This window comes from Pseudomonas sp. LBUM1669, from assembly GCF_059695705.1.
Genome location: NZ_CP166784.1, coordinates 3778978 through 3795914, shown reverse-complemented (window position 1 = coordinate 3795914; position 16937 = coordinate 3778978). Strand labels below are relative to the sequence as shown.

Here is a 16937-nt window from a genome sequence, read left to right as displayed (position 1 = left end):
GCTCCCGCTGAGCTGCGGAGCAGCCCCCCGTTCAGGCAATGCTCATTCAGAGCGATACATCAATTCCAAGCGTTCTATCCACTCGTTTGTAGCGCCAAATCTTGCGTAATACTCCATTCTTTCCAGGCCACTCAATTGAGTGAAGAAGGGAATGAAGTAATTGTCGTTGTAGTACCCTTGAGCACCTTGCATCTCTCCACCCCACCAAGAAGGGTTGTACCCTTCAAACGTTATCCATGGGGGAGGAGGGGCAAAATTCTCGCGCAAAATAACATTCATGAAATCGATGCTGTTCGTAACCATTCGAACAGTTGTTGAGTTGAACTCTCTTGTGGAAGTAAAAAATACTAATTGCTCATTTTTTTCATCGTTAACATAGTGCTTTACAGGTAGCTCATTGAATGTTTTTTCAGATGTGTATTTAAAATTTGCTTCGACGAACGCCAGAAATTTATGAGTGTCTGCGTGCTCAATTAAAAATGAAGAATAAAAGGCTGGAATACCCAGCGCTTCTAAAGATGCTGTTTTGGGATTGTAGGGCAGCCGACTGATTTCGCTTGTTGAAGGATCAGAGAAAATGGTTTTGAGCTCTGAAATGGAGTATCCAGCAATTTGCTCTTCTGGTTCTTGCTTCATGAAGGATTTGAAACGACTAAAAAAACTCATCACCAGACCTCAGTCTTGTACGTAATCAGTAAGCCAGGTGGCACCTAAATAACCCGCCGTACCGAAGATAATTCCACCGACAGCAGCACTGACAATTGCTCCTGGGCCCGTTTCTATACCAACAGCGGCACCTGCCGCCAGACCAATCCGTCCTCCCGCGATTGCGGCGCCCCAACCTCCAGCCTGCTTGACTACTTCAACCGAAATCGGTTTGACGCTATTTTGCTTGATTGACTCATCTGTAGCCAACTTCAAGTCATAGGCGGTAAAACCGATGGCAAAAACCCTTACAACTCTCGCTCCCTTAATCAACATGTTTGTTGCTTTGTAGGAGTCTGGGGTAAAGACTGCTTTGGCCGGTACGTTTTCAGCGTGCACCAGTACTTCTTTGTCTATGTTCTTAACCCAATCTGCGATTTGGTCGATCTGGGCGACTTTCTTTGGGGCGACTTTTTTGTATTCGTCGAGTGACTTTAATATCTCTTCGGTGGATACAAGCTTTGCACCTGCAGCTTTTGCTTTTTCTATATCAATGTAAACGGTCTTGCCCTCGAATCGCGGCGATCCCGTTTGGAAATTCAGAGCTGGTAGATAGATAGCTGGACGGATATTTTCTGCTGCTAAATACGTGCTCCGCTACTGTGGCGTTGGATTTGGGATCTATAGGTAACATGCCAAATTTTTCCGGCCATACCTCGTGCTTGATTTGAAACGCGGGGAGGTTCTTTGCGACAAGGTGAGGATTATCTGGTGAGGAGTAGATTTTGCGAACTAGAAAGCCATCTTTACCTATTTCATCGACGACAACGAACAAGTGAATGTTGGCAGGCATTGAGTAGCCAGGCACATTGCTAACCGACCCGGCCTGTTGATTTGTAGGGACCTTACAAGAGAACTCAGTCATGCATCGCCCCACTTTTCGAGCGCGGCAACACCTGTGGTGATTTCCAGCGTTTCCTGTTTTTTGGTTGTGATTCGTGGCGTATGTCCTGACTCGTCAGAAAAGCCGGTGTAAACCCGGCCTGCTTCATCTTTGATGTGATAGGGCACATAGGCAAGAGGCTGGCCGTCGGCTCATTGAACGGCTGCAACCACAGCGGCATAGATAAGGGCGGGACGAAGTCCGCAGGCGTGTGGGCGTTGCCAATGATCACCGTTCCGGAGCCACTCACCACGTTATTGCCGTGGGCGCCAACACTACCGACCGTTGCGGCGGGTTTACCGTTTATAAGAACGGTAGAGGCGACCTCTCCGACAATGGGGCTGCCGCACGCACTTTTGTCGTCTTGGCGAGCAGCAGCCAACCCGTCAAAGAATACGTCGGGAGAGCCAGCGGCGATGGGGTTTACTCCGTGGCCGGGTAGCGGACAGCTTGTAGGATCCGTGACTCGGGCAGCAGGTTTGCCAGCCATTTTGAACATCCTTGTAAAATGTGAAGTGGAGGATTGTTACACAAAGAATCCGCTGACAACCACGGCAATCCTTTTTAGCCCATTCGCGACCTTCAGCACCAAGTTCCTGAAGGAAGGCTCGTACCTGGACCTGCTGACCACCACCACGCACAACGTGTGGCCAATGACCAAAGTCGGCATCAAGGAATACCCTCTGGTCGAGTACCTCGCCGGCCAACTGATGCTGTCTGACGAAGACCGCCTCAACGCCCTGAAAGAATACTTCCCGAACGCCAAAGCCGAAGACTGGCGCCTGTGGCAAGCCGGCCAACGCGTGCAGATCATCAAGCGTGATGAAGCAGCGGTGGCGTGCTGAAGCTGGGTACTGAAATCGTTGCTTCCGCGGACGGCTCGATTACCGGTCTGCTGGGCGCATCGACTGTGGCACCGATCATGCTGACCGTGCTGCAGAAAGTGTTCAAAGACAAGGTGGCTTCGCCAGCCTGGAAGGAAAAGCTGCATCAGATCGTGCCGAGCTATGGCACGCAGTTGAATGGCAGTCCTGAGAAGGTTGCGCAGGAGTGGGCTTACACCGCCAAGGTGCTGCAACTGACTCCGCCGCCGGCGATTGGTCAGGTGGTAGCTCCGGCTGCTGCTCCGGCTGATGCTGATAAGGCGAAGGCGCCGAAGGCTAATGCTGCTAGTGATATGGCTTTGTAAGTAGAAGCGTAATAAGAAAAAGCCCACTGGATCGGAGACGGTCAGTGGGCTTTTTTGTGGGGAATGGTTTTCGAGGAGTTAGATTTATTTGGGCTCACATATCTGCTTTCGGCCAAGGCTGTGTAAAAACGTTTTTGAGCGCGACAGGTACTCAAAACCGGACTGAAAATCGCGCTTCTACGCGAAATCCACATCTGCTGACGTGCCGATAAATTTCAGATTTAACGTATACGCGCACACTTCAAATTTGGCGAAGCGTTTTTACACACTCTGGGCCAGAAGCAGCCACTCGACAATCGAACGGCAAGCACCGAAGATGCACTGGTTCTCAAATCTCATCGTCAGCAGAAATCAGGGAAGAAAATATGGAACCGTTACTTAATCGGATAATGCTGTATGTGAGAGACGTCCAAGCTACCTGCGATTTTTATGAGCGTCATTTCGGCTTTGCCAGTGAAAGACATACCGATGATCGCGTCGTCGAATTGAAATCTGCAAACGGCGGGGCAATTCTGATGGCTCATCAGGCAGCGAAAAGCGTTAAAACAGGACAAGTTACAGTCAAGCTTGTTTTTGATATCAAGGACGTCGAGAGTTTCAAAGAACGGTGTATGGCACAAGGCCTGAAATTTGGAGCTACGCACAGGGCGGACGGCTATTCCTTTGCCAATGCTAAAGACCCTGACGGCAATTCTATTTCTATCTCCAGTAGAGCGTTTGCTGCACCTGGCGCCTAAATGCACCGTGCTTTTGAACGGTGAGCCTACTTTGCGCCGATTGCATCCCAACACCACGGGCAGCAGACGGCCAATACCTGCCATTAGCTTCGGCAGCTATTGGCCTAGATTGGGTTAACTCACTAACCGAAGGACATAGAATGCTCATTGTCTTCAGCGGCCTTCCAGGTACCGGAAAAACGACTATCGCAAGTGACCTTGCCACCAGAACAAGTGCCGTGTATCTGCGGATCGATACGATTGAGCAGGCCATCCGAAATTCCGGCGCTCTGGCGCAAGACGTGGGGCGGAGCGGTTATATGGTCGCTAATGAGCTTGCTCTGAGCAATCTTCGTTTTGGCAGCACTGTCATAGTCGACTGTGTTAACCCAGTAATCGAAAGCCGAAAGGCGTGGAGCGAAATCGCTACACGCTCTGGTGCTCCATTAGTGAATATCCAGGTGGTTTGCTCTGATAAATATGAACACCAGCGCCGGGTAGAAACCATGAAGATTGATATTCCTGGGCTGACGCCACCAACCTGGCAGTCTGTATTGGATCATGAATATGAGCCGTGGGATAACGCTCCGTTTGATATAGATACAGCCCTGACGTCTCCGGCGGAGGCAGTGGCAATGATCACTAAACGATTTTTATCCGAGGAGTAGCGCCAGCTAAAAGCCCAACGTAGCAAGGGGTGATCAGCAGACGCTTACCGCTTTTAGCCGAACGCTGGCGGTCGTGAACGGCGGCTTTCGGGCCGAGGCTGTGTAAAAACGTTCTCAACCAGTAACGGCGATCTGAATCGGGTCAAATAACGCGATCCCACGCAAATTTCAGGTCTTGATTTGACCAGAACTCCGGCAGATTTCACGTAGCAACGCAGACCTAAAAATGATGCAGGCGTTTTTACACAGCCTGGGCCAAAAGCGGTCACTCGCAGACCCTTTGGGGTAGTGTGTCGAATTGAACCATTGAAGCTTCACCCCCCTTCACTTGAGGATCTCTAATGACAAACCAATCCGCTATTGTCGAGGTGGTTCAAGAAACCGATCCTATGCTGCTCAGATCTTTGAATGACCTTCTCCCACAGCTTTCCAGAAACGCTCAAGCGATGACAATGGAAGATTTGGAGCAGATTGTGGATTCAGAGTGCTCCGATTTATTGGTAGTGAGAGCGGCAGGTGGAGGAAGCATTTTGGGGGCGCTAACCCTAATTCATTTTCGCATTCCGACAGGCATTCGTGCCTGGATCGAAGACGTCGTAGTAGATGCCAGTGCTCGAGGTCAAGGGGTCGGCAAAGCACTCATACAAGCAGCAATAGAAAAAAGCCAGGACCTCGGCGCGAGAACTCTGGATTTAACCTCCACTCCAGATCGTGAATCTGCCCATCGTTTATATGAGGGGGCAGGATTTTCGGTCCGTACAACAAAGGTCTACCGACATATCAAATGACTAATGGATAGTCCTTCAACGCATGGCGATCACTCTTGCGTGCAGGAGCGTCCGGAATGGCTGCTTTCGGCCTGCGGATTTAGCCAATCTGTTGCATCGACCGGTTGAATCCACAGCCCAAAAGCAGCCATTGGAATATCATCCCTGCCATGAGACAAAGACCGGGAGCCCTGCGAACCACCCATACAATCAAGGAGAGCTGCACATCATGGACGAAGCCATTACTTACCGAGCAGCAACGGTAGAAGACGCATTGAGCATTTGTGAGTTAGGACAATTGCTTAACGCGGTGCACCACGCTGCCCGCCCCGATATTTACGCGGCTGCCACCCAAGACTTTTCGCGCGATCTTCCTCACTGGTCAGGTCTTTTCGAGAAACCGGGTCAGGTTGTATTCATCGCGAATGTCGGTCACCAGGCCGCAGCCTTCATTACCGCCAGCCTGTCGGCAAGCTCTGGGCCGCTGATGCAACCGCTGAATGTTGTTCGCATTGGATCGGTATGTGTTGCCGAGCAATTTTGGGGGAAAGGTATTGGACGTATGCTTATTCAGCTCATTAAAAACTGGGCTATCGAAAATGACGCCCAGGACTTGAGGTTGTCCGTCTGGCCGTTCAATGCACGCGCTGCTCGCATGTACACAGAGTTCGGGTTTGAGACTCGTGCTTTCGAGATGGGAATGCGTCTGTAAAGGCGATCCCCCTAAAGGTCAAAAGAGGCTCGAGGGACTTCTGCTGGGTCATTTATAACTGACAGCTCTCGGCCAAAAGCAGACCATGGACACGCAGCTAATACGTCAGTATTGTGCAAAAAAATATGCCGCTTCCCCCCTCTTGATGTCGCGTTTACAGACTCGATTTTTTGATTGTTCAAGGGATTACGCATGAACATGGAATGTTATGCGACATCGCATGTCGCAAAATTATTTGGTATGCCAAAAGCCGCACGGCACCTCAAAGTTGAATGATTGGAGCAATAAAGTGGAAATCAAGTTTGATATATTGGATTCTCCAACAGAAAAGGATCAAGGAGTTCTGAATAATAGGTTTTCAGAATATCTTCGAATTCAATATCCAAATCTACCGCCAGAATCGGAAGATAAAATATTTATGGTGGTTGCACACGATGAAGTAGGCGACTACATCGGTGCAATAAGCTGTAATTGTTACTGGGATGGCTTAGAAATTGATACCTTTTGGGTTAAGGAATCTCATCGCGGTAGAAAAGTCGGTTCTATATTATTGGAAAAAGCAGAAACGATTGGCGCCAACAATGGGGCAGTAGTTGCATTCTTAAAAACCGTTGATGCTAAACAGTTCTATGAGCAGCATGGGTATGAGATTTATGGTGTTCTCGAGGATCGACCAATCGGGACTAACCTGTATCATTTAAAGAAACGGCTAGTAAAACATGCATAACAACTGGTTCAAACCGTTCGCTTCGCTCACTGGGACGGGCTAAAGCCCGCCCCTTAACCAAATGCTGGTCAGCGTCCGCATTGGGTCAGAATGGGTCTTTAGGCATGACCCTGGGGTGTGGATAGGGATTCGAACCCCTTCGCGTGTCCGCATGGTCCGCTCTGGACCACTGAATACGCCTTTTTCGTGCTTTCAAGGAAGCGTGCTGCGGTCTACGGCGGCCGTGAATCTGCCCTAATTTTGCCCTAAACCCAGCGACCGCAATGGGTCTCGATAGACTGCTATCGGCCCAGAGTGTGTCAAAACCGCTTGTTAGCGGCTTCCACTCTAGTGTTTTTTCCTACTCAGCCCAGGTCAGACATCAGTTGCTCAGATTCAGTATAAGATTCCGGAAATCAGCAGGTACGCCGACAACGTGGGCTAGAGGCTAGAAATCTGGGGGTTGGATGATTGCAAGCAACGTTTCATATCTTTGTCCGGTTTGTGGATACCCCGGGCTTGAAGAGCCTCCATACGATGAGGTTGGCTGCTCTTCTTTTGGCATGTGCCCGTCCTGCGGTACGCAGTTTGGCTATGATGACGCAACATCTGCTCATGCTGATTTGCGGAAATTATGGGTCTCTAAAGGAATGCTTTGGTGGAGCAAAGCTCAAGCGTCGCCGAGTGGTTGGGACCCGGTAAGGCAACTACAGGCGGTTGAAAAACGCATCAATATCTGAACAGAACACCGCTCTTAGCCCTGCTATGATTTCTGAGGATTTCATCGCAGGGATCGCCCATGAAGCGCTTTATCCAAGGTGAACATCGAGGCCAAGAAACCTTCCTTCCCGCGAGCCTCGACGATTACGTCACGGATGCCAATCCGGTGCGCGTAGTCGACGTCTTTGTCGACGAACTGGACCTGGTCAAACTAGGTTTCGAGGGCGCCTTACCTGCTGATACAGGCCGGCCGGCTTACCATCCCTCGGTCCTGCTGAAGATCTACATCTACGGCTATCTGAACCGCATTCCATCGAGCCGGCGTCTTGAACGAGAAGCCCAACGCAACGTCGAGCTGATGTGGCTGACCGGGCGTTTGATGCCCGATTTCAAGACCATCGCCAACTTCCGAAAAGACAACAGCAAGGCCATCCGAGGTGTCTGCCGCCAGTTCGTGGTGCTGTGCCAGCAGCTAGGACTGTTCGAAGAAAATCTGGTCGCCATCGACGGAAGTAAATTCAAGGCCGTCAATAACCGTGACCGCAATTTCACCAGCGCCAAGCTGAAACGGCGGATGGAAGAAATTGAATCAAGTATCAATCGGTACCTGACTACGCTCGACGAAACCGATCGGCAAGAACCCTCGGTCGCTCAGCCCAAGGCTGCTCGTCTGCAAGAGAAAATCGACAAGCTCAAAGCTCAGATGAAAGAGTTGCAGGTCATTGAAACTCAGCTCAACGAATCACCGGATAAACAGGTCTCACTGACCGATCCAGACGCCCGTTCCATGATGACGCGCGGCACTGGAATCGTCGGTTACAACGTGCAGACAGCAGTCGATACCCAGCACCATTTGATCGTTGCGCATGAGGTGACCAACGTCGGTTCCGACCGCGATCTACTCAGCTCGATGGCCAAGCAGGCCCGCGAGGCGATGGCGTCAGATACGTTGTCGGTAGTGGCTGACCGAGGTTACTTCAAAAGCGAACAAATCCTAGCTTGTCACGATGCAGGCATCACCGCCTATGTGCCCAAGCCGATGACCTCTGGAGCCAAGGCTGACGGGCGTTTCAATAACGATGCCTTCATCTATGACGCGGCAAAAAACGAATACATTTGTCCCGCTGGAGAGGCGTTGATCTGGCGCTTTTCCAGCGTTGAAAAAGGCCTGAAGTTGCACCGTTACTGGAATTCTAATTGCCAGGGATGCGTGCTGAAATCGAAGTGCACACCGAGCAAGCAACGGCGAGTTCGGCGATGGGAGCATGAAGCCGTATTGGAGGAAATGCAGAACAGGCTGAGCAACGCGCCGGACATGATGCGAGTCCGCAAGCGTACGGTCGAGCATCCCTTCGGGACACTCAAACAATGGATGGGCGCCACACATTTCCTGACACGAAAGCTGAACGGAGTAAGTGCGGAGATGAGCTTGAACGTCCTCGCCTACAACTTGAAACGAGTCATGAAAATTCTCGGTACCAGCGGTTTAATGAAGGCGCTGTCGGCCTGAAGAGGTCTGTATTTTGGCCACCCAGCAAGGTAGAAGCGGCGCTAGGGGCTCCCAGACCCTCGTGATGATCCGCAGGACTTGTTGTGAGCAATTACTCAGCTAACAACCGTCAGCGCTGCGCGCCGACAGTGCATCAGCGCGTTTTTACACACTCTGGGCCGTTTTCTGCCCCTCGTGACGGGCAGAAATCGGCCAGAAGCTGACCTTCACCTCCCGCACGTTAAAAGAACCCTCTTTTAGTGTCTGAGTCCACTCCTATAAATGCTCTGAGGGTGATACCGCGTGACCGAATAGCTCTGACTATCTACACTGCCGAAATAGCCGAAAACACCTTTGACGCACCCGAGATAGCACCTATGGATCTTCAGCATCGCAACAACATAAAAGTGATGGGTGATGGTCCCTCAACACTAATTTTCTCCCATGGCTTCGGCTGCGATCAGACCATGTGGCGTTATCTCGTCAGTCACTTCACCAATCGCTTTAAGGTTGTACTGTATGACCTGGTCGGTGCGGGCGAGTCGGACCTGAGCGCGTACGACCGAGAAAAATACAGCTCACTCACCGGTTACGCCCAAGACTTGAACGACATCGTCGACCAGTACGCCAGCGGCCCGGTCATTTTGGTTGGACACTCGGTCAGCGGCATGATCGGCGCGTTGTCGGACCGCCAGATACCCGGAAGAATTGCGGCCCACGTAATGGTCGGGCCTTCGCCTTGTTACATCGATTCCGATGACTACGTTGGCGGGTTCCAACGTGAAGACATTAATTCACTGCTCGACACCCTCGACAGCAACTATCTCGGCTGGTCCAGCACTATGGCGCCGGTAATCATGGGTGCACCTGGGCAACCGGCGCTGGGCGAAGAGTTGACCAATAGCTTCTGCCGTACCGAGCCCGAGATCGCCAAGCAGTTTGCGCGTGTCACCTTCCTATCGGACAACCGCCAGGATATCGTCGGCCTCCCCACCCCAACCTTGATTTTGCAATCCACAGACGACCTCATCGCCCCGATTGCCGTCGGCGAATACCTGCTCTCAGTCCTTCCCAACAGCACGCTCAGCCTTGTGGCCAACGTTGGCCATTGTCCGCACATGAGCGCGCCAAGCGCATGTTCAGAAGCAATGGACACCTTTCTGTCGACGTGGGTAGGCGAGCATGTCGACTGATCAACCGTCTCTGCCTGACGCGCAGACGCTGTTCGAACATGCCCCCTGCGGCTTGGTGGTCACCAAAGAAGACGGCACGATCCTACTCAGCAATCAGACGTTCAGCAGCTGGATCGGCATCGATACCAAAGCATTGATGGGCCGGCGTTTTCAGGATCTGCTGACAATGGGCGGACGCATTTTTCATCAAACCCACTGGTCGCCGCTGATACAAATGCAAGGGTCCGTCGCCGAGGTAAAACTCGATTTGGTCCATCAGGACAAACGTGTCGTGACCATGCTGCTGAACGGCGTAAGGCGCGAGCACACCAGTGGTGTGTTTTATGAACTGGCGCTGTTTGGCACCACCGACCGTGACAAGTACGAGCGCGAATTGCTTAACGCCAGGAAAATCGCTGAAAACCTCCTACGGGAAAAAACCGTCGCTGAAACGGCTCTCCAACAAGCCCAGTCCGATCTGAATAAAGCCTACGAAAAGTCCCAACGCCGCGCTTCCTTTGCTGAACAAATGGTCGCTATCGTCAGCCACGATCTGAAAAACCCGCTGACCGCTATCAAAATGGCCTCAGATATCCTCGCCCTAGGCGATAACACCGCCAAAGAAGTCAAAATGCTCGGCCATATAAGTCAGTCGGCTGATCGTGCCGAACGCATGATTGCCGACTTGCTGGACTTCGCTATGGCCAGAGTCGGGCGCGGGATTGCTATTTCGCCTGCGCCAGTGGACCTGCACGCGTTCGTTAGTATGAGCGTAGATGAGCTGCGAGTTGCCTTTCCAGAGGCCACGTTGCTGCATCAGTCCGTAGGGACGGGGAGTGCTTATTTGGATAAAGACCGAGTGCAACAAATTATTGGCAACCTCGTCGCCAACAGCGTGGCTTATGGTGATTTGAAACAACCAATCATGATCACTTCGCTGCTTGAGGCCGATCAGGCCGTTGTATCGGTACATAATCAGGGACCGGCTATTTCAGAGTCATTGAAGGCTATTTTGTTTGAGCCCATGACCCGTGGCACTGAGTCTGATGTCGATACACGTAGTGTTGGACTTGGGTTGTTTATCGTGAGGGAAATTGCCAGGTCTCATGGTGGGGACGTTTCGGTCAGTTCAAGTGCGGCGGCAGGTACGACATTCAATACCCACTTTCCAAAGATCCCTATCTGATTATGGAGAGTCACGACACCTCTGCGTCCTAGCTCTTTAGTCGTCTCACTCGAACTGTTTAGATCTCCTCGTCAACAATTGAGAGGGTGTCACTAATGTTGAAAGATCCAATGCCAAAATTAAAAAGCCGTTCGTCCAAACTGAAAGTCGACTATTTGATCGAGTCCCACACGGCCACAATCATTCTTTTCGATCAACACCACCAATCGATAGATCAGCTCGTCCTTTCACACCCTCAATTCAGGAGGTACCTCGTCGCGAGCCACCAACAAATCAGGGAGCTGAGTTAAAAAAACACCGAGAAATGCTGAAAAGAACCAAACCAAGACCACTGATGTTGACCTTTTTGAATGGCCGCAAAGGGTCGGTTAGCGACCTCCGCTCATTGTGACTGATCCACCCTTGTCCTCCCTTAACGTTGAGGACGAGCCATGAACATTATTTCTAAAAACAGACATCAGCCTTGGAACAAGGGAAAGCTTGTCGGGCAGAAAGCCCCGCTTCGAGTCAGAGATATCTGGGCCATTCGGGTGAGACTCCAGCTTGCGGAGAAGACACGGGATCTGGCGCTCTTCAACTTGGCTATCGACAGCAAACTGCGTGCCTGTGATTTAACCAAGCTGCAAGTGCGGGATATAGCACATGGAGAACATGTGTCGTCACGGGCCATCGTGATGCAGCAGAAGACCCAGCACCCAGTGCAATTTGAAATCACTGAGCAAACCCGAGCGGTTCTGGAGGCGTGGATGCGACAGGCCCGCCTCCGCAGCGAGGATTTTTTGTTTCCGACCCGGCTGCACAGCTCAGATCATCTCTCCACCAGGCAATATGCTCGAATAGTAAAAGCATGGGTGACCGCCATTGGCCTTGACCCAAGCATGTACGGTACTCATACGCTACGGCGAACCAAGGCCTCGCTGATTTATCGCAGGACGAAGAACCTAAGAGCGGTCCAACTCCTGCTTGGTCAGACGAAGCTTGAAAGCACCGTCAGATACCTGGGAATCGAAGTCGATGATGCCCTGGAAATGGCGGAACAGACGGAGGTCTAACCGTCCCTAGTGACGGTCAATGCTAGACCGTCGCTATTCGACCCTTAGCTGCCGCTCATGAAGTCGTGTCCCAACGGAAATGGATGTACTCATCTTCATACTCCGCGAACAGCGAAACGATGAATTCCGTTTTCATTGAGTACATCAATAGCGCTCCTACGAAACCGGTCGACTCATGCAGAGGTTGTTTGAGTGGAGCGACCAATTCAATCGCCTGATCCGCAACCATCTGATTGAAAACAGCTTCAGAGATTTCCTCAAACTGAGCGTCGGAAACGTATCCGGGGAAATAACTTTCACCTCCGGGTCGCCAATCGATCCATTCCGCGTGAAGCCAGAAGTTTAATCCATTCTCTTCTTGCCGCTTGAAGGAGCGGGTTACCCTGATGGTCTCTTGAGATGCCGGGCACTGAAAGGCGCTTGATGGATAGGTGACGTAATAGAGCACGGGACAATCATTGTGCGATCTCCAAAAAAGCAGTTGCTCACTGGAGAGCTGATCAAAGTCGTTTCTGTTGAACATGGAAGAACCTAATGTTTACACCGTACCAATGGGAAGAGCGACCAGTAGTAGCAAAATGATAGCAAATGTTTCGGGAACCGTCAGCTACTGGTCGTCATTGGTCTTTCAACTGCTTTATTTCATTGGGCACCTCATCCCCAAGTTTCTTTGAGTACAGTGCGAAACAGTTCCGAAAGTAATGGCTCAACGTCTTTGCGCTCGGTACGTATCGGCTTGATAGACTCAAGTCGATTCAGTTCACGCTCAATGAATTGTTGGATGGGAATGATCTGGGGTGATAACCCCATCTCCGGAGACGTGCGCTTGATCGCAAGCAAGTCATCAATGGCCTGCTTGAGCCCGGGCTCTCGTTCGATGACACCGCACAGCTTGTCAAACTCTATGGGAGCAGGTGTACCAAACTGCTCCAGCCACCGCACCGATAACAGCGGGCGCAGAACGTAGAAGTATTTTTTCAGCGGTACCTGAGGGGCCTGCAAGTATCCCCTATAGTTGGTTTTGGCCATGCTGCGATAATGGTAGATGCCACTCTCCACCGAATACACCTGCGGCAATAACTCCTTTGCCCGCTCGTGGAAACAGCCAGCATGCTCGTATATGATGGTCGACTGTATCCACTCCACAAAGCCTGGATTGGACTTCCAAAATAGCCTGAGTGCCTTTCGTAGATCCCAGCCATTGATATCCATGTCGTCAATGATCGGATACTCGATGACGTCGCGTTGCTCCTCGAGGCCGACAGAGAGATACCACTCGGGTTTATTAACGTAGATGAAGCGTGCGTCGTAGTCGCTGTTGGGAGAAGCGAATCCCCAGGCACGACTACCAGACTCAATAGCTAATAGAACTTTCACGTCATGCTCGTTCTCAGCACGGCGTAGCCGGTCTCGAACCTCTTCTTGAACAACGATAGAAACCATGAGCCAACTCTAACTAGACGATATTTCGATTGCACGCTACTCATCCCGAGGTGGACTGTCCACTGTCCGCACCTGGCCCAGAGTGTGTAAAAACGCGCCGATGCACTGTCGGCGCGCAGCGCTGACGGTTGTTAGCTGAGTAATTGCTCACAACAAGTCCTGCGGATCATCACGAGGGTCTGGGAGCCCCTAGCGCCGCTTCTACCTTGCTGGGTGGCCAAAATACAGACCTCTTCAGGCCGACAGCGCCTTCATTAAACCGCTGGTACCGAGAATTTTCATGACTCGTTTCAAGTTGTAGGCGAGGACGTTCAAGCTCATCTCCGCACTTACTCCGTTCAGCTTTCGTGTCAGGAAATGTGTGGCGCCCATCCATTGTTTGAGTGTCCCGAAGGGATGCTCGACCGTACGCTTGCGGACTCGCATCATGTCCGGCGCGTTGCTCAGCCTGTTCTGCATTTCCTCCAATACGGCTTCATGCTCCCATCGCCGAACTCGCCGATGCTTGCTCGGTGTGCACTTCGATTTCAGCGCGCATCCCTGGCAATTAGAACTCCAGTAACGGTGCAACTTCAGGCCTTTTTCAACGCTGGAAAAGCGCCAGATCAACGCCTCTCCAGCGGGACAAATGTATTCGTTTTTTGCCGCGTCATAGATGAAGGCATCGTTATTGAAACGCCCGTCAGCCTTGGCTCCAGAGGTCATCGGCTTGGGCACATAGGCGGTGATGCCTGCATCGTGACAAGCTAGGATTTGTTCGCTTTTGAAGTAACCTCGGTCAGCCACTACCGACAACGTATCTGACGCCATCGCCTCGCGGGCCTGCTTGGCCATCGAGCTGAGTAGATCGCGGTCGGAACCGACGTTGGTCACCTCATGCGCAACGATCAAATGGTGCTGGGTATCGACTGCTGTCTGCACGTTGTAACCGACGATTCCAGTGCCGCGCGTCATCATGGAACGGGCGTCTGGATCGGTCAGTGAGAGCTGTTTATCCGGTGATTCGTTGAGCTGAGTTTCAATGACCTGCAACTCTTTCATCTGAGCTTTGAGCTTGTCGATTTTCTCTTGCAGACGAGCAGCCTTGGGCTGAGCGACCGAGGGTTCTTGCCGATCGGTTTCGTCGAGCGTAGTCAGGTACCGACTGATACTTGATTCAATTTCTTCCATCCGCCGTTTCAGCTTGGCGCTGGTGAAATTGCGGTCGCGGTTATTGACGGCCTTGAATTTACTGCCGTCGATGGCGACCAGATTTTCTTCGAACAGTCCTAGCTGCTGACAGAGCACCACGAACTGGCGGCAGACACCTCGGATGGCCTTGCTGTTGTCTTTTCGGAAGTTGGCGATGGTCTTGAAATCGGGCATCAAACGCCCGGTCAGCCACATCAGCTCGACGTTGCGTTGGGCTTCTCGTTCAAGACGCCGGCTCGATGGAATGCGGTTCAGATAGCCGTAGATGTAGATCTTTAGCAGGACCGAGGGATGGTAAGCCGGCCGGCCTGTATCAGCAGGTAAGGCGCCCTCGAAACCTAGTTTGACCAGGTCCAGTTCGTCGACAAAGATGTCGACTACGCGCACCGGATTGGCATCCGTGACGTAATCGTCGAGGCTCGCGGGAAGGAAGGTTTCTTGGCCTCGATGTTCACCTTGGATAAAGCGCTTCATGGGCGATCCCTGCGATGAAATCCTCAGAAATCATAGCAGGGCTAAGAGCGGTGCTCTGTTCAGATATTGATGCGTTTTTCAACCGCCTGTAGTTGCCTTACCGGGTCCCAACCACTCGGCGACGCTTGAGCTTTGCTCCACCAAAGCATTCCTTTAGAGATCCATAATTTCCGCAAATCAGCATGAGCAGATGTTGCGTCATCATAGCCAAACTGCGTACCGCAGGACGGGCACATGCCAAACGAAGAGCAGTCAACCTCATCGTATGGAGGCTCTTCAAGCCCGGGGTATCCACAAACCGGACAAAGATATGAAACGTTGCTTGCAATCATCCAACCCCCAGATTTCTAGCCTCTAGCCCACGTTGTCGGCGTACCTGCTGATTTCCGGAATCTTATACTGAATCTGAGCAACTGATGTCTGACCTGGGCTGAGTAGGAAAAAACACTAGAGTGGAAGCCACTAACAAGGGTTTTGACACACTCTGGGCCGATTGCAGCCTGTCGCGAAGGACTGCAATCGACCCAAAGCTGACCCGTCTACGTCTGCTCTCGGCCCAGAAATTGCCGCCGTTGGAATTCGATAACTGCACCAGACTAGCCACTCCCCCGATTCACGCTTACCATACTCGCAACTCGTATTACCGCGGCTGCTGAACCCGGTACTCACGAGGACATGACCATGGCAAGAACCCGCGCCTGGAGACGCACACAGGCCCGTAAATGCGACAATGACAAAGCGGTCCGTCCGCTGAAGTTCAAGCCGGAAAAGAACTGGAAGCTGATGTACACCCGTGCCGACAAGTTGGTCAGGGCACGCCAACTCGGCATGAGCTATCCCATCCGCAACACCCGCCAATTGTTGGATCTAGAGTGACTAACCTCCTGTTCGTCTGCAGCCGTAACCAATGGCGTAGCCCTACTGCGGAAGCAATCTGGCGCCGTCGACCTGGCTTCAGTGCCCGTTCAGCGGGCACTAGCCCGAATGCACGAAAACCCATCGACGCAGCGGATATTCGTTGGGCCGATGTCATTTTTGTCATGGAACGCAAACACCTGAATCGCCTGCAGGCTGAGTACGCTCGCCTGCTTGAACACAAGCGGATTCACTCTCTGGATATTCCCGACGACTTTCGCTACATGGACCCTGAACTGGTGGACATGCTCGAAGTTAATGTGAAGCCGCACCTTTCTACCTAGGCTCGCGCTTCGGAATCCGCATTGGGCAAGCCGGCCGACGCGTGCACATCATCAAGCGTGATGAAGCGGCGGGTGGCGTGCTGAAGTTGGGTACTGAAATCGTTGCTTCCGCGGACGGCTCGATTACCGGTCTGCTGGGCGCATCGACTGTGGCACCGATCATGCTGACCGTGCTGCAGAAAGTGTTCAAAGACAAGGTGGCTTCGCCAGCCTGGAAGGAAAAGCTGCATCAGATCGTGCCGAGCTATTGCACTCAGTTGAATGGCAGTCCTGAGAAGGTTGCGCAGGAGTGGGCTTACACCGCCAAGGTGCTGCAACTGACTCCACCGCCAGCGATTGGTCAGGTGGCGGCTCCGGCTGCTGCTCCGGCTGATGCTGGCAAGGCGAAGGCGCCGAAGGCTAATGCTGCGACGGATATGGCTCTGTAACTAGAGGCCTGTCAAAAGCCCACTGAACCGGTGACGGTCAGTGGGCTTTTTTGTGGGGGGGGCTGCAAGGGTCGATTCATCTCGTTCGACGTGTCAGCTTTCGGCTGTGGATTCAACCGGTTGCGCGAAAAAGAAGTGACCAGTTAAGCCTTTAATACTGATGCCCTGATGCAGGTCATTTCTGCGGAGTTTTTGACTGAAATCAATCGCAAAGGTTATCGAAAACACAAAAAAACA

General features: G+C 52.0%; 17 protein-coding genes and 3 pseudogenes. 13 read left to right on the top strand and 7 right to left on the bottom strand.

Features of this window, described 5'->3' with window-relative positions; genetic code table 11:
- Positions 1-42: 42 nt before the first annotated feature.
- The 4 genes and pseudogenes from ACA051_RS17615 to ACA051_RS17600 all read right to left on the bottom strand — a co-directional run bounded on the left by ACA051_RS17615 (position 43) and on the right by ACA051_RS17600 (position 2078).
- Positions 43-666 (bottom strand): hypothetical protein, encoded by a 624-nt coding sequence (locus ACA051_RS17615; RefSeq protein ID WP_497371131.1) that lies wholly within the window; start codon positions 664-666, stop codon positions 43-45.
- A gap of 9 nt (positions 667-675) precedes the next feature.
- Entirely contained in the window at positions 676-1044 is a 369-nt protein-coding gene (locus ACA051_RS17610) for a hypothetical protein (RefSeq protein ID WP_497371129.1), read from the bottom strand.
- A gap of 151 nt (positions 1045-1195) precedes the next feature.
- Positions 1196-1570: a hypothetical protein gene (locus ACA051_RS17605; RefSeq protein WP_497371127.1), complete on the bottom strand. Its 375-nt coding sequence runs from the start codon at positions 1568-1570 to the stop codon at positions 1196-1198.
- Positions 1567-2078: pseudogene (locus ACA051_RS17600) on the bottom strand (PAAR domain-containing protein). Before ACA051_RS17600 ends, ACA051_RS17605 begins: the two are co-directional and overlap by 4 nt.
- A 67-nt stretch (positions 2079-2145) precedes the next feature.
- Between ACA051_RS17600 and ACA051_RS17595 the strand changes: the two are divergent.
- The 10 genes and pseudogenes from ACA051_RS17595 to ACA051_RS17550 all read left to right on the top strand — a co-directional run.
- Positions 2146-2777: pseudogene (locus ACA051_RS17595) on the top strand (malate:quinone oxidoreductase); the annotation flags it as partial.
- Positions 2778-3142: 365 nt separating this feature from the next.
- Positions 3143-3514 carry a VOC family protein gene (locus ACA051_RS17590; RefSeq protein WP_497371125.1) on the top strand — a complete coding sequence of 124 codons (372 nt, stop codon included), beginning with the start codon at positions 3143-3145 and terminating at the stop codon, positions 3512-3514.
- Positions 3515-3654: 140 nt separating this feature from the next.
- Complete coding sequence (locus tag ACA051_RS17585; protein ID WP_497371123.1) at positions 3655-4161, top strand: P-loop nucleotide/nucleoside kinase family protein; 507 nt, start codon at positions 3655-3657, stop codon at positions 4159-4161.
- 341 nt (positions 4162-4502) lie between these two features.
- The gene (locus tag ACA051_RS17580; protein WP_497303525.1) at positions 4503-4949 is read left to right on the top strand and encodes a GNAT family N-acetyltransferase; all 447 of its coding nucleotides are present in this window, start codon (positions 4503-4505) and stop codon (positions 4947-4949) included.
- A gap of 208 nt (positions 4950-5157) precedes the next feature.
- Positions 5158-5640, top strand: coding sequence for a GNAT family N-acetyltransferase (locus ACA051_RS17575; protein WP_497303527.1), 483 nt, complete (start codon positions 5158-5160; stop codon positions 5638-5640).
- Between the two features lie 289 nt (positions 5641-5929).
- Positions 5930-6367 carry a GNAT family N-acetyltransferase gene (locus ACA051_RS17570; protein ID WP_497303529.1) on the top strand — a complete coding sequence of 146 codons (438 nt, stop codon included), beginning with the start codon at positions 5930-5932 and terminating at the stop codon, positions 6365-6367.
- Positions 6368-7145: 778 nt separating this feature from the next.
- Positions 7146-8576 carry an IS1182 family transposase gene (locus tag ACA051_RS17565; RefSeq protein ID WP_497371121.1) on the top strand — a complete coding sequence of 477 codons (1431 nt, stop codon included), beginning with the start codon at positions 7146-7148 and terminating at the stop codon, positions 8574-8576.
- 356 nt (positions 8577-8932) lie between these two features.
- Positions 8933-9748 carry an alpha/beta fold hydrolase gene (locus tag ACA051_RS17560; protein WP_497303519.1) on the top strand — a complete coding sequence of 272 codons (816 nt, stop codon included), beginning with the start codon at positions 8933-8935 and terminating at the stop codon, positions 9746-9748.
- Complete coding sequence (locus ACA051_RS17555; protein WP_497303517.1) at positions 9738-10913, top strand: PAS domain-containing sensor histidine kinase; 1176 nt, start codon at positions 9738-9740, stop codon at positions 10911-10913. The genes ACA051_RS17560 and ACA051_RS17555 overlap by 11 nt, the downstream gene beginning before the upstream one ends.
- Positions 10914-11344: 431 nt before the next feature.
- Positions 11345-11965 carry a tyrosine-type recombinase/integrase gene (locus ACA051_RS17550; RefSeq protein WP_497371119.1) on the top strand — a complete coding sequence of 207 codons (621 nt, stop codon included), beginning with the start codon at positions 11345-11347 and terminating at the stop codon, positions 11963-11965.
- Positions 11966-12020: 55 nt separating this feature from the next.
- Here ACA051_RS17550 and ACA051_RS17545 read toward each other — a convergent pair whose 3' ends face one another.
- The 3 genes from ACA051_RS17545 to ACA051_RS17535 all read right to left on the bottom strand — a co-directional run bounded on the left by ACA051_RS17545 (position 12021) and on the right by ACA051_RS17535 (position 15073).
- On the bottom strand, positions 12021-12488 hold the full coding sequence (locus ACA051_RS17545; protein ID WP_497303515.1) for a hypothetical protein: 468 nt from the start codon (positions 12486-12488) through the stop codon (positions 12021-12023).
- A gap of 131 nt (positions 12489-12619) precedes the next feature.
- Complete coding sequence (locus tag ACA051_RS17540) at positions 12620-13408, bottom strand: nucleotidyltransferase domain-containing protein (RefSeq protein ID WP_497371117.1); 789 nt, start codon at positions 13406-13408, stop codon at positions 12620-12622.
- Positions 13409-13642: 234 nt separating this feature from the next.
- A complete protein-coding gene (locus ACA051_RS17535; protein ID WP_497371115.1) occupies positions 13643-15073 on the bottom strand; it encodes an IS1182 family transposase in 1431 nt (476 codons plus the stop codon).
- Between the two features lie 681 nt (positions 15074-15754).
- On the opposite strand from ACA051_RS17535, the gene ACA051_RS17530 reads away from it, so the two are divergent.
- The 3 genes and pseudogenes from ACA051_RS17530 to ACA051_RS17520 all read left to right on the top strand — a co-directional run.
- Positions 15755-15949, top strand: a complete 195-nt coding sequence (locus ACA051_RS17530) for a hypothetical protein (protein WP_497303512.1) — start codon at positions 15755-15757, stop codon at positions 15947-15949.
- Positions 15946-16272, top strand: coding sequence for a low molecular weight protein tyrosine phosphatase family protein (locus tag ACA051_RS17525; protein WP_497303511.1), 327 nt, complete (start codon positions 15946-15948; stop codon positions 16270-16272). The genes ACA051_RS17530 and ACA051_RS17525 overlap by 4 nt, the downstream gene beginning before the upstream one ends.
- A 17-nt stretch (positions 16273-16289) precedes the next feature.
- A pseudogene (locus ACA051_RS17520) lies at positions 16290-16700 on the top strand (malate:quinone oxidoreductase); the annotation flags it as partial.
- Positions 16701-16937 lie beyond the last annotated feature (237 nt).

Bases quoted from the DNA above. Each gene is read 5' to 3' on its own strand.
- ACA051_RS17615 (WP_497371131.1), bottom strand. From the start codon at position 666: ATGAGTTTTTTTAGTCGTTTCAAATCCTTCATGAAGCAAGAACCAGAA.
- ACA051_RS17605 (WP_497371127.1), bottom strand. From the start codon at position 1,570: ATGACTGAGTTCTCTTGTAAGGTCCCTACAAATCAACAGGCCGGGTCG.
- ACA051_RS17590 (WP_497371125.1), top strand. From the start codon at position 3,143: ATGGAACCGTTACTTAATCGGATAATGCTGTATGTGAGAGACGTCCAA.
- ACA051_RS17585 (WP_497371123.1), top strand. From the start codon at position 3,655: ATGCTCATTGTCTTCAGCGGCCTTCCAGGTACCGGAAAAACGACTATC.
- ACA051_RS17580 (WP_497303525.1), top strand. From the start codon at position 4,503: ATGACAAACCAATCCGCTATTGTCGAGGTGGTTCAAGAAACCGATCCT.
- ACA051_RS17575 (WP_497303527.1), top strand. From the start codon at position 5,158: ATGGACGAAGCCATTACTTACCGAGCAGCAACGGTAGAAGACGCATTG.
- ACA051_RS17565 (WP_497371121.1), top strand. From the start codon at position 7,146: ATGAAGCGCTTTATCCAAGGTGAACATCGAGGCCAAGAAACCTTCCTT.
- ACA051_RS17560 (WP_497303519.1), top strand. From the start codon at position 8,933: ATGGATCTTCAGCATCGCAACAACATAAAAGTGATGGGTGATGGTCCC.
- ACA051_RS17555 (WP_497303517.1), top strand. From the start codon at position 9,738: ATGTCGACTGATCAACCGTCTCTGCCTGACGCGCAGACGCTGTTCGAA.
- ACA051_RS17550 (WP_497371119.1), top strand. From the start codon at position 11,345: ATGAACATTATTTCTAAAAACAGACATCAGCCTTGGAACAAGGGAAAG.
- ACA051_RS17545 (WP_497303515.1), bottom strand. From the start codon at position 12,488: ATGTTCAACAGAAACGACTTTGATCAGCTCTCCAGTGAGCAACTGCTT.
- ACA051_RS17540 (WP_497371117.1), bottom strand. From the start codon at position 13,408: ATGGTTTCTATCGTTGTTCAAGAAGAGGTTCGAGACCGGCTACGCCGT.
- ACA051_RS17535 (WP_497371115.1), bottom strand. From the start codon at position 15,073: ATGAAGCGCTTTATCCAAGGTGAACATCGAGGCCAAGAAACCTTCCTT.
- ACA051_RS17530 (WP_497303512.1), top strand. From the start codon at position 15,755: ATGGCAAGAACCCGCGCCTGGAGACGCACACAGGCCCGTAAATGCGAC.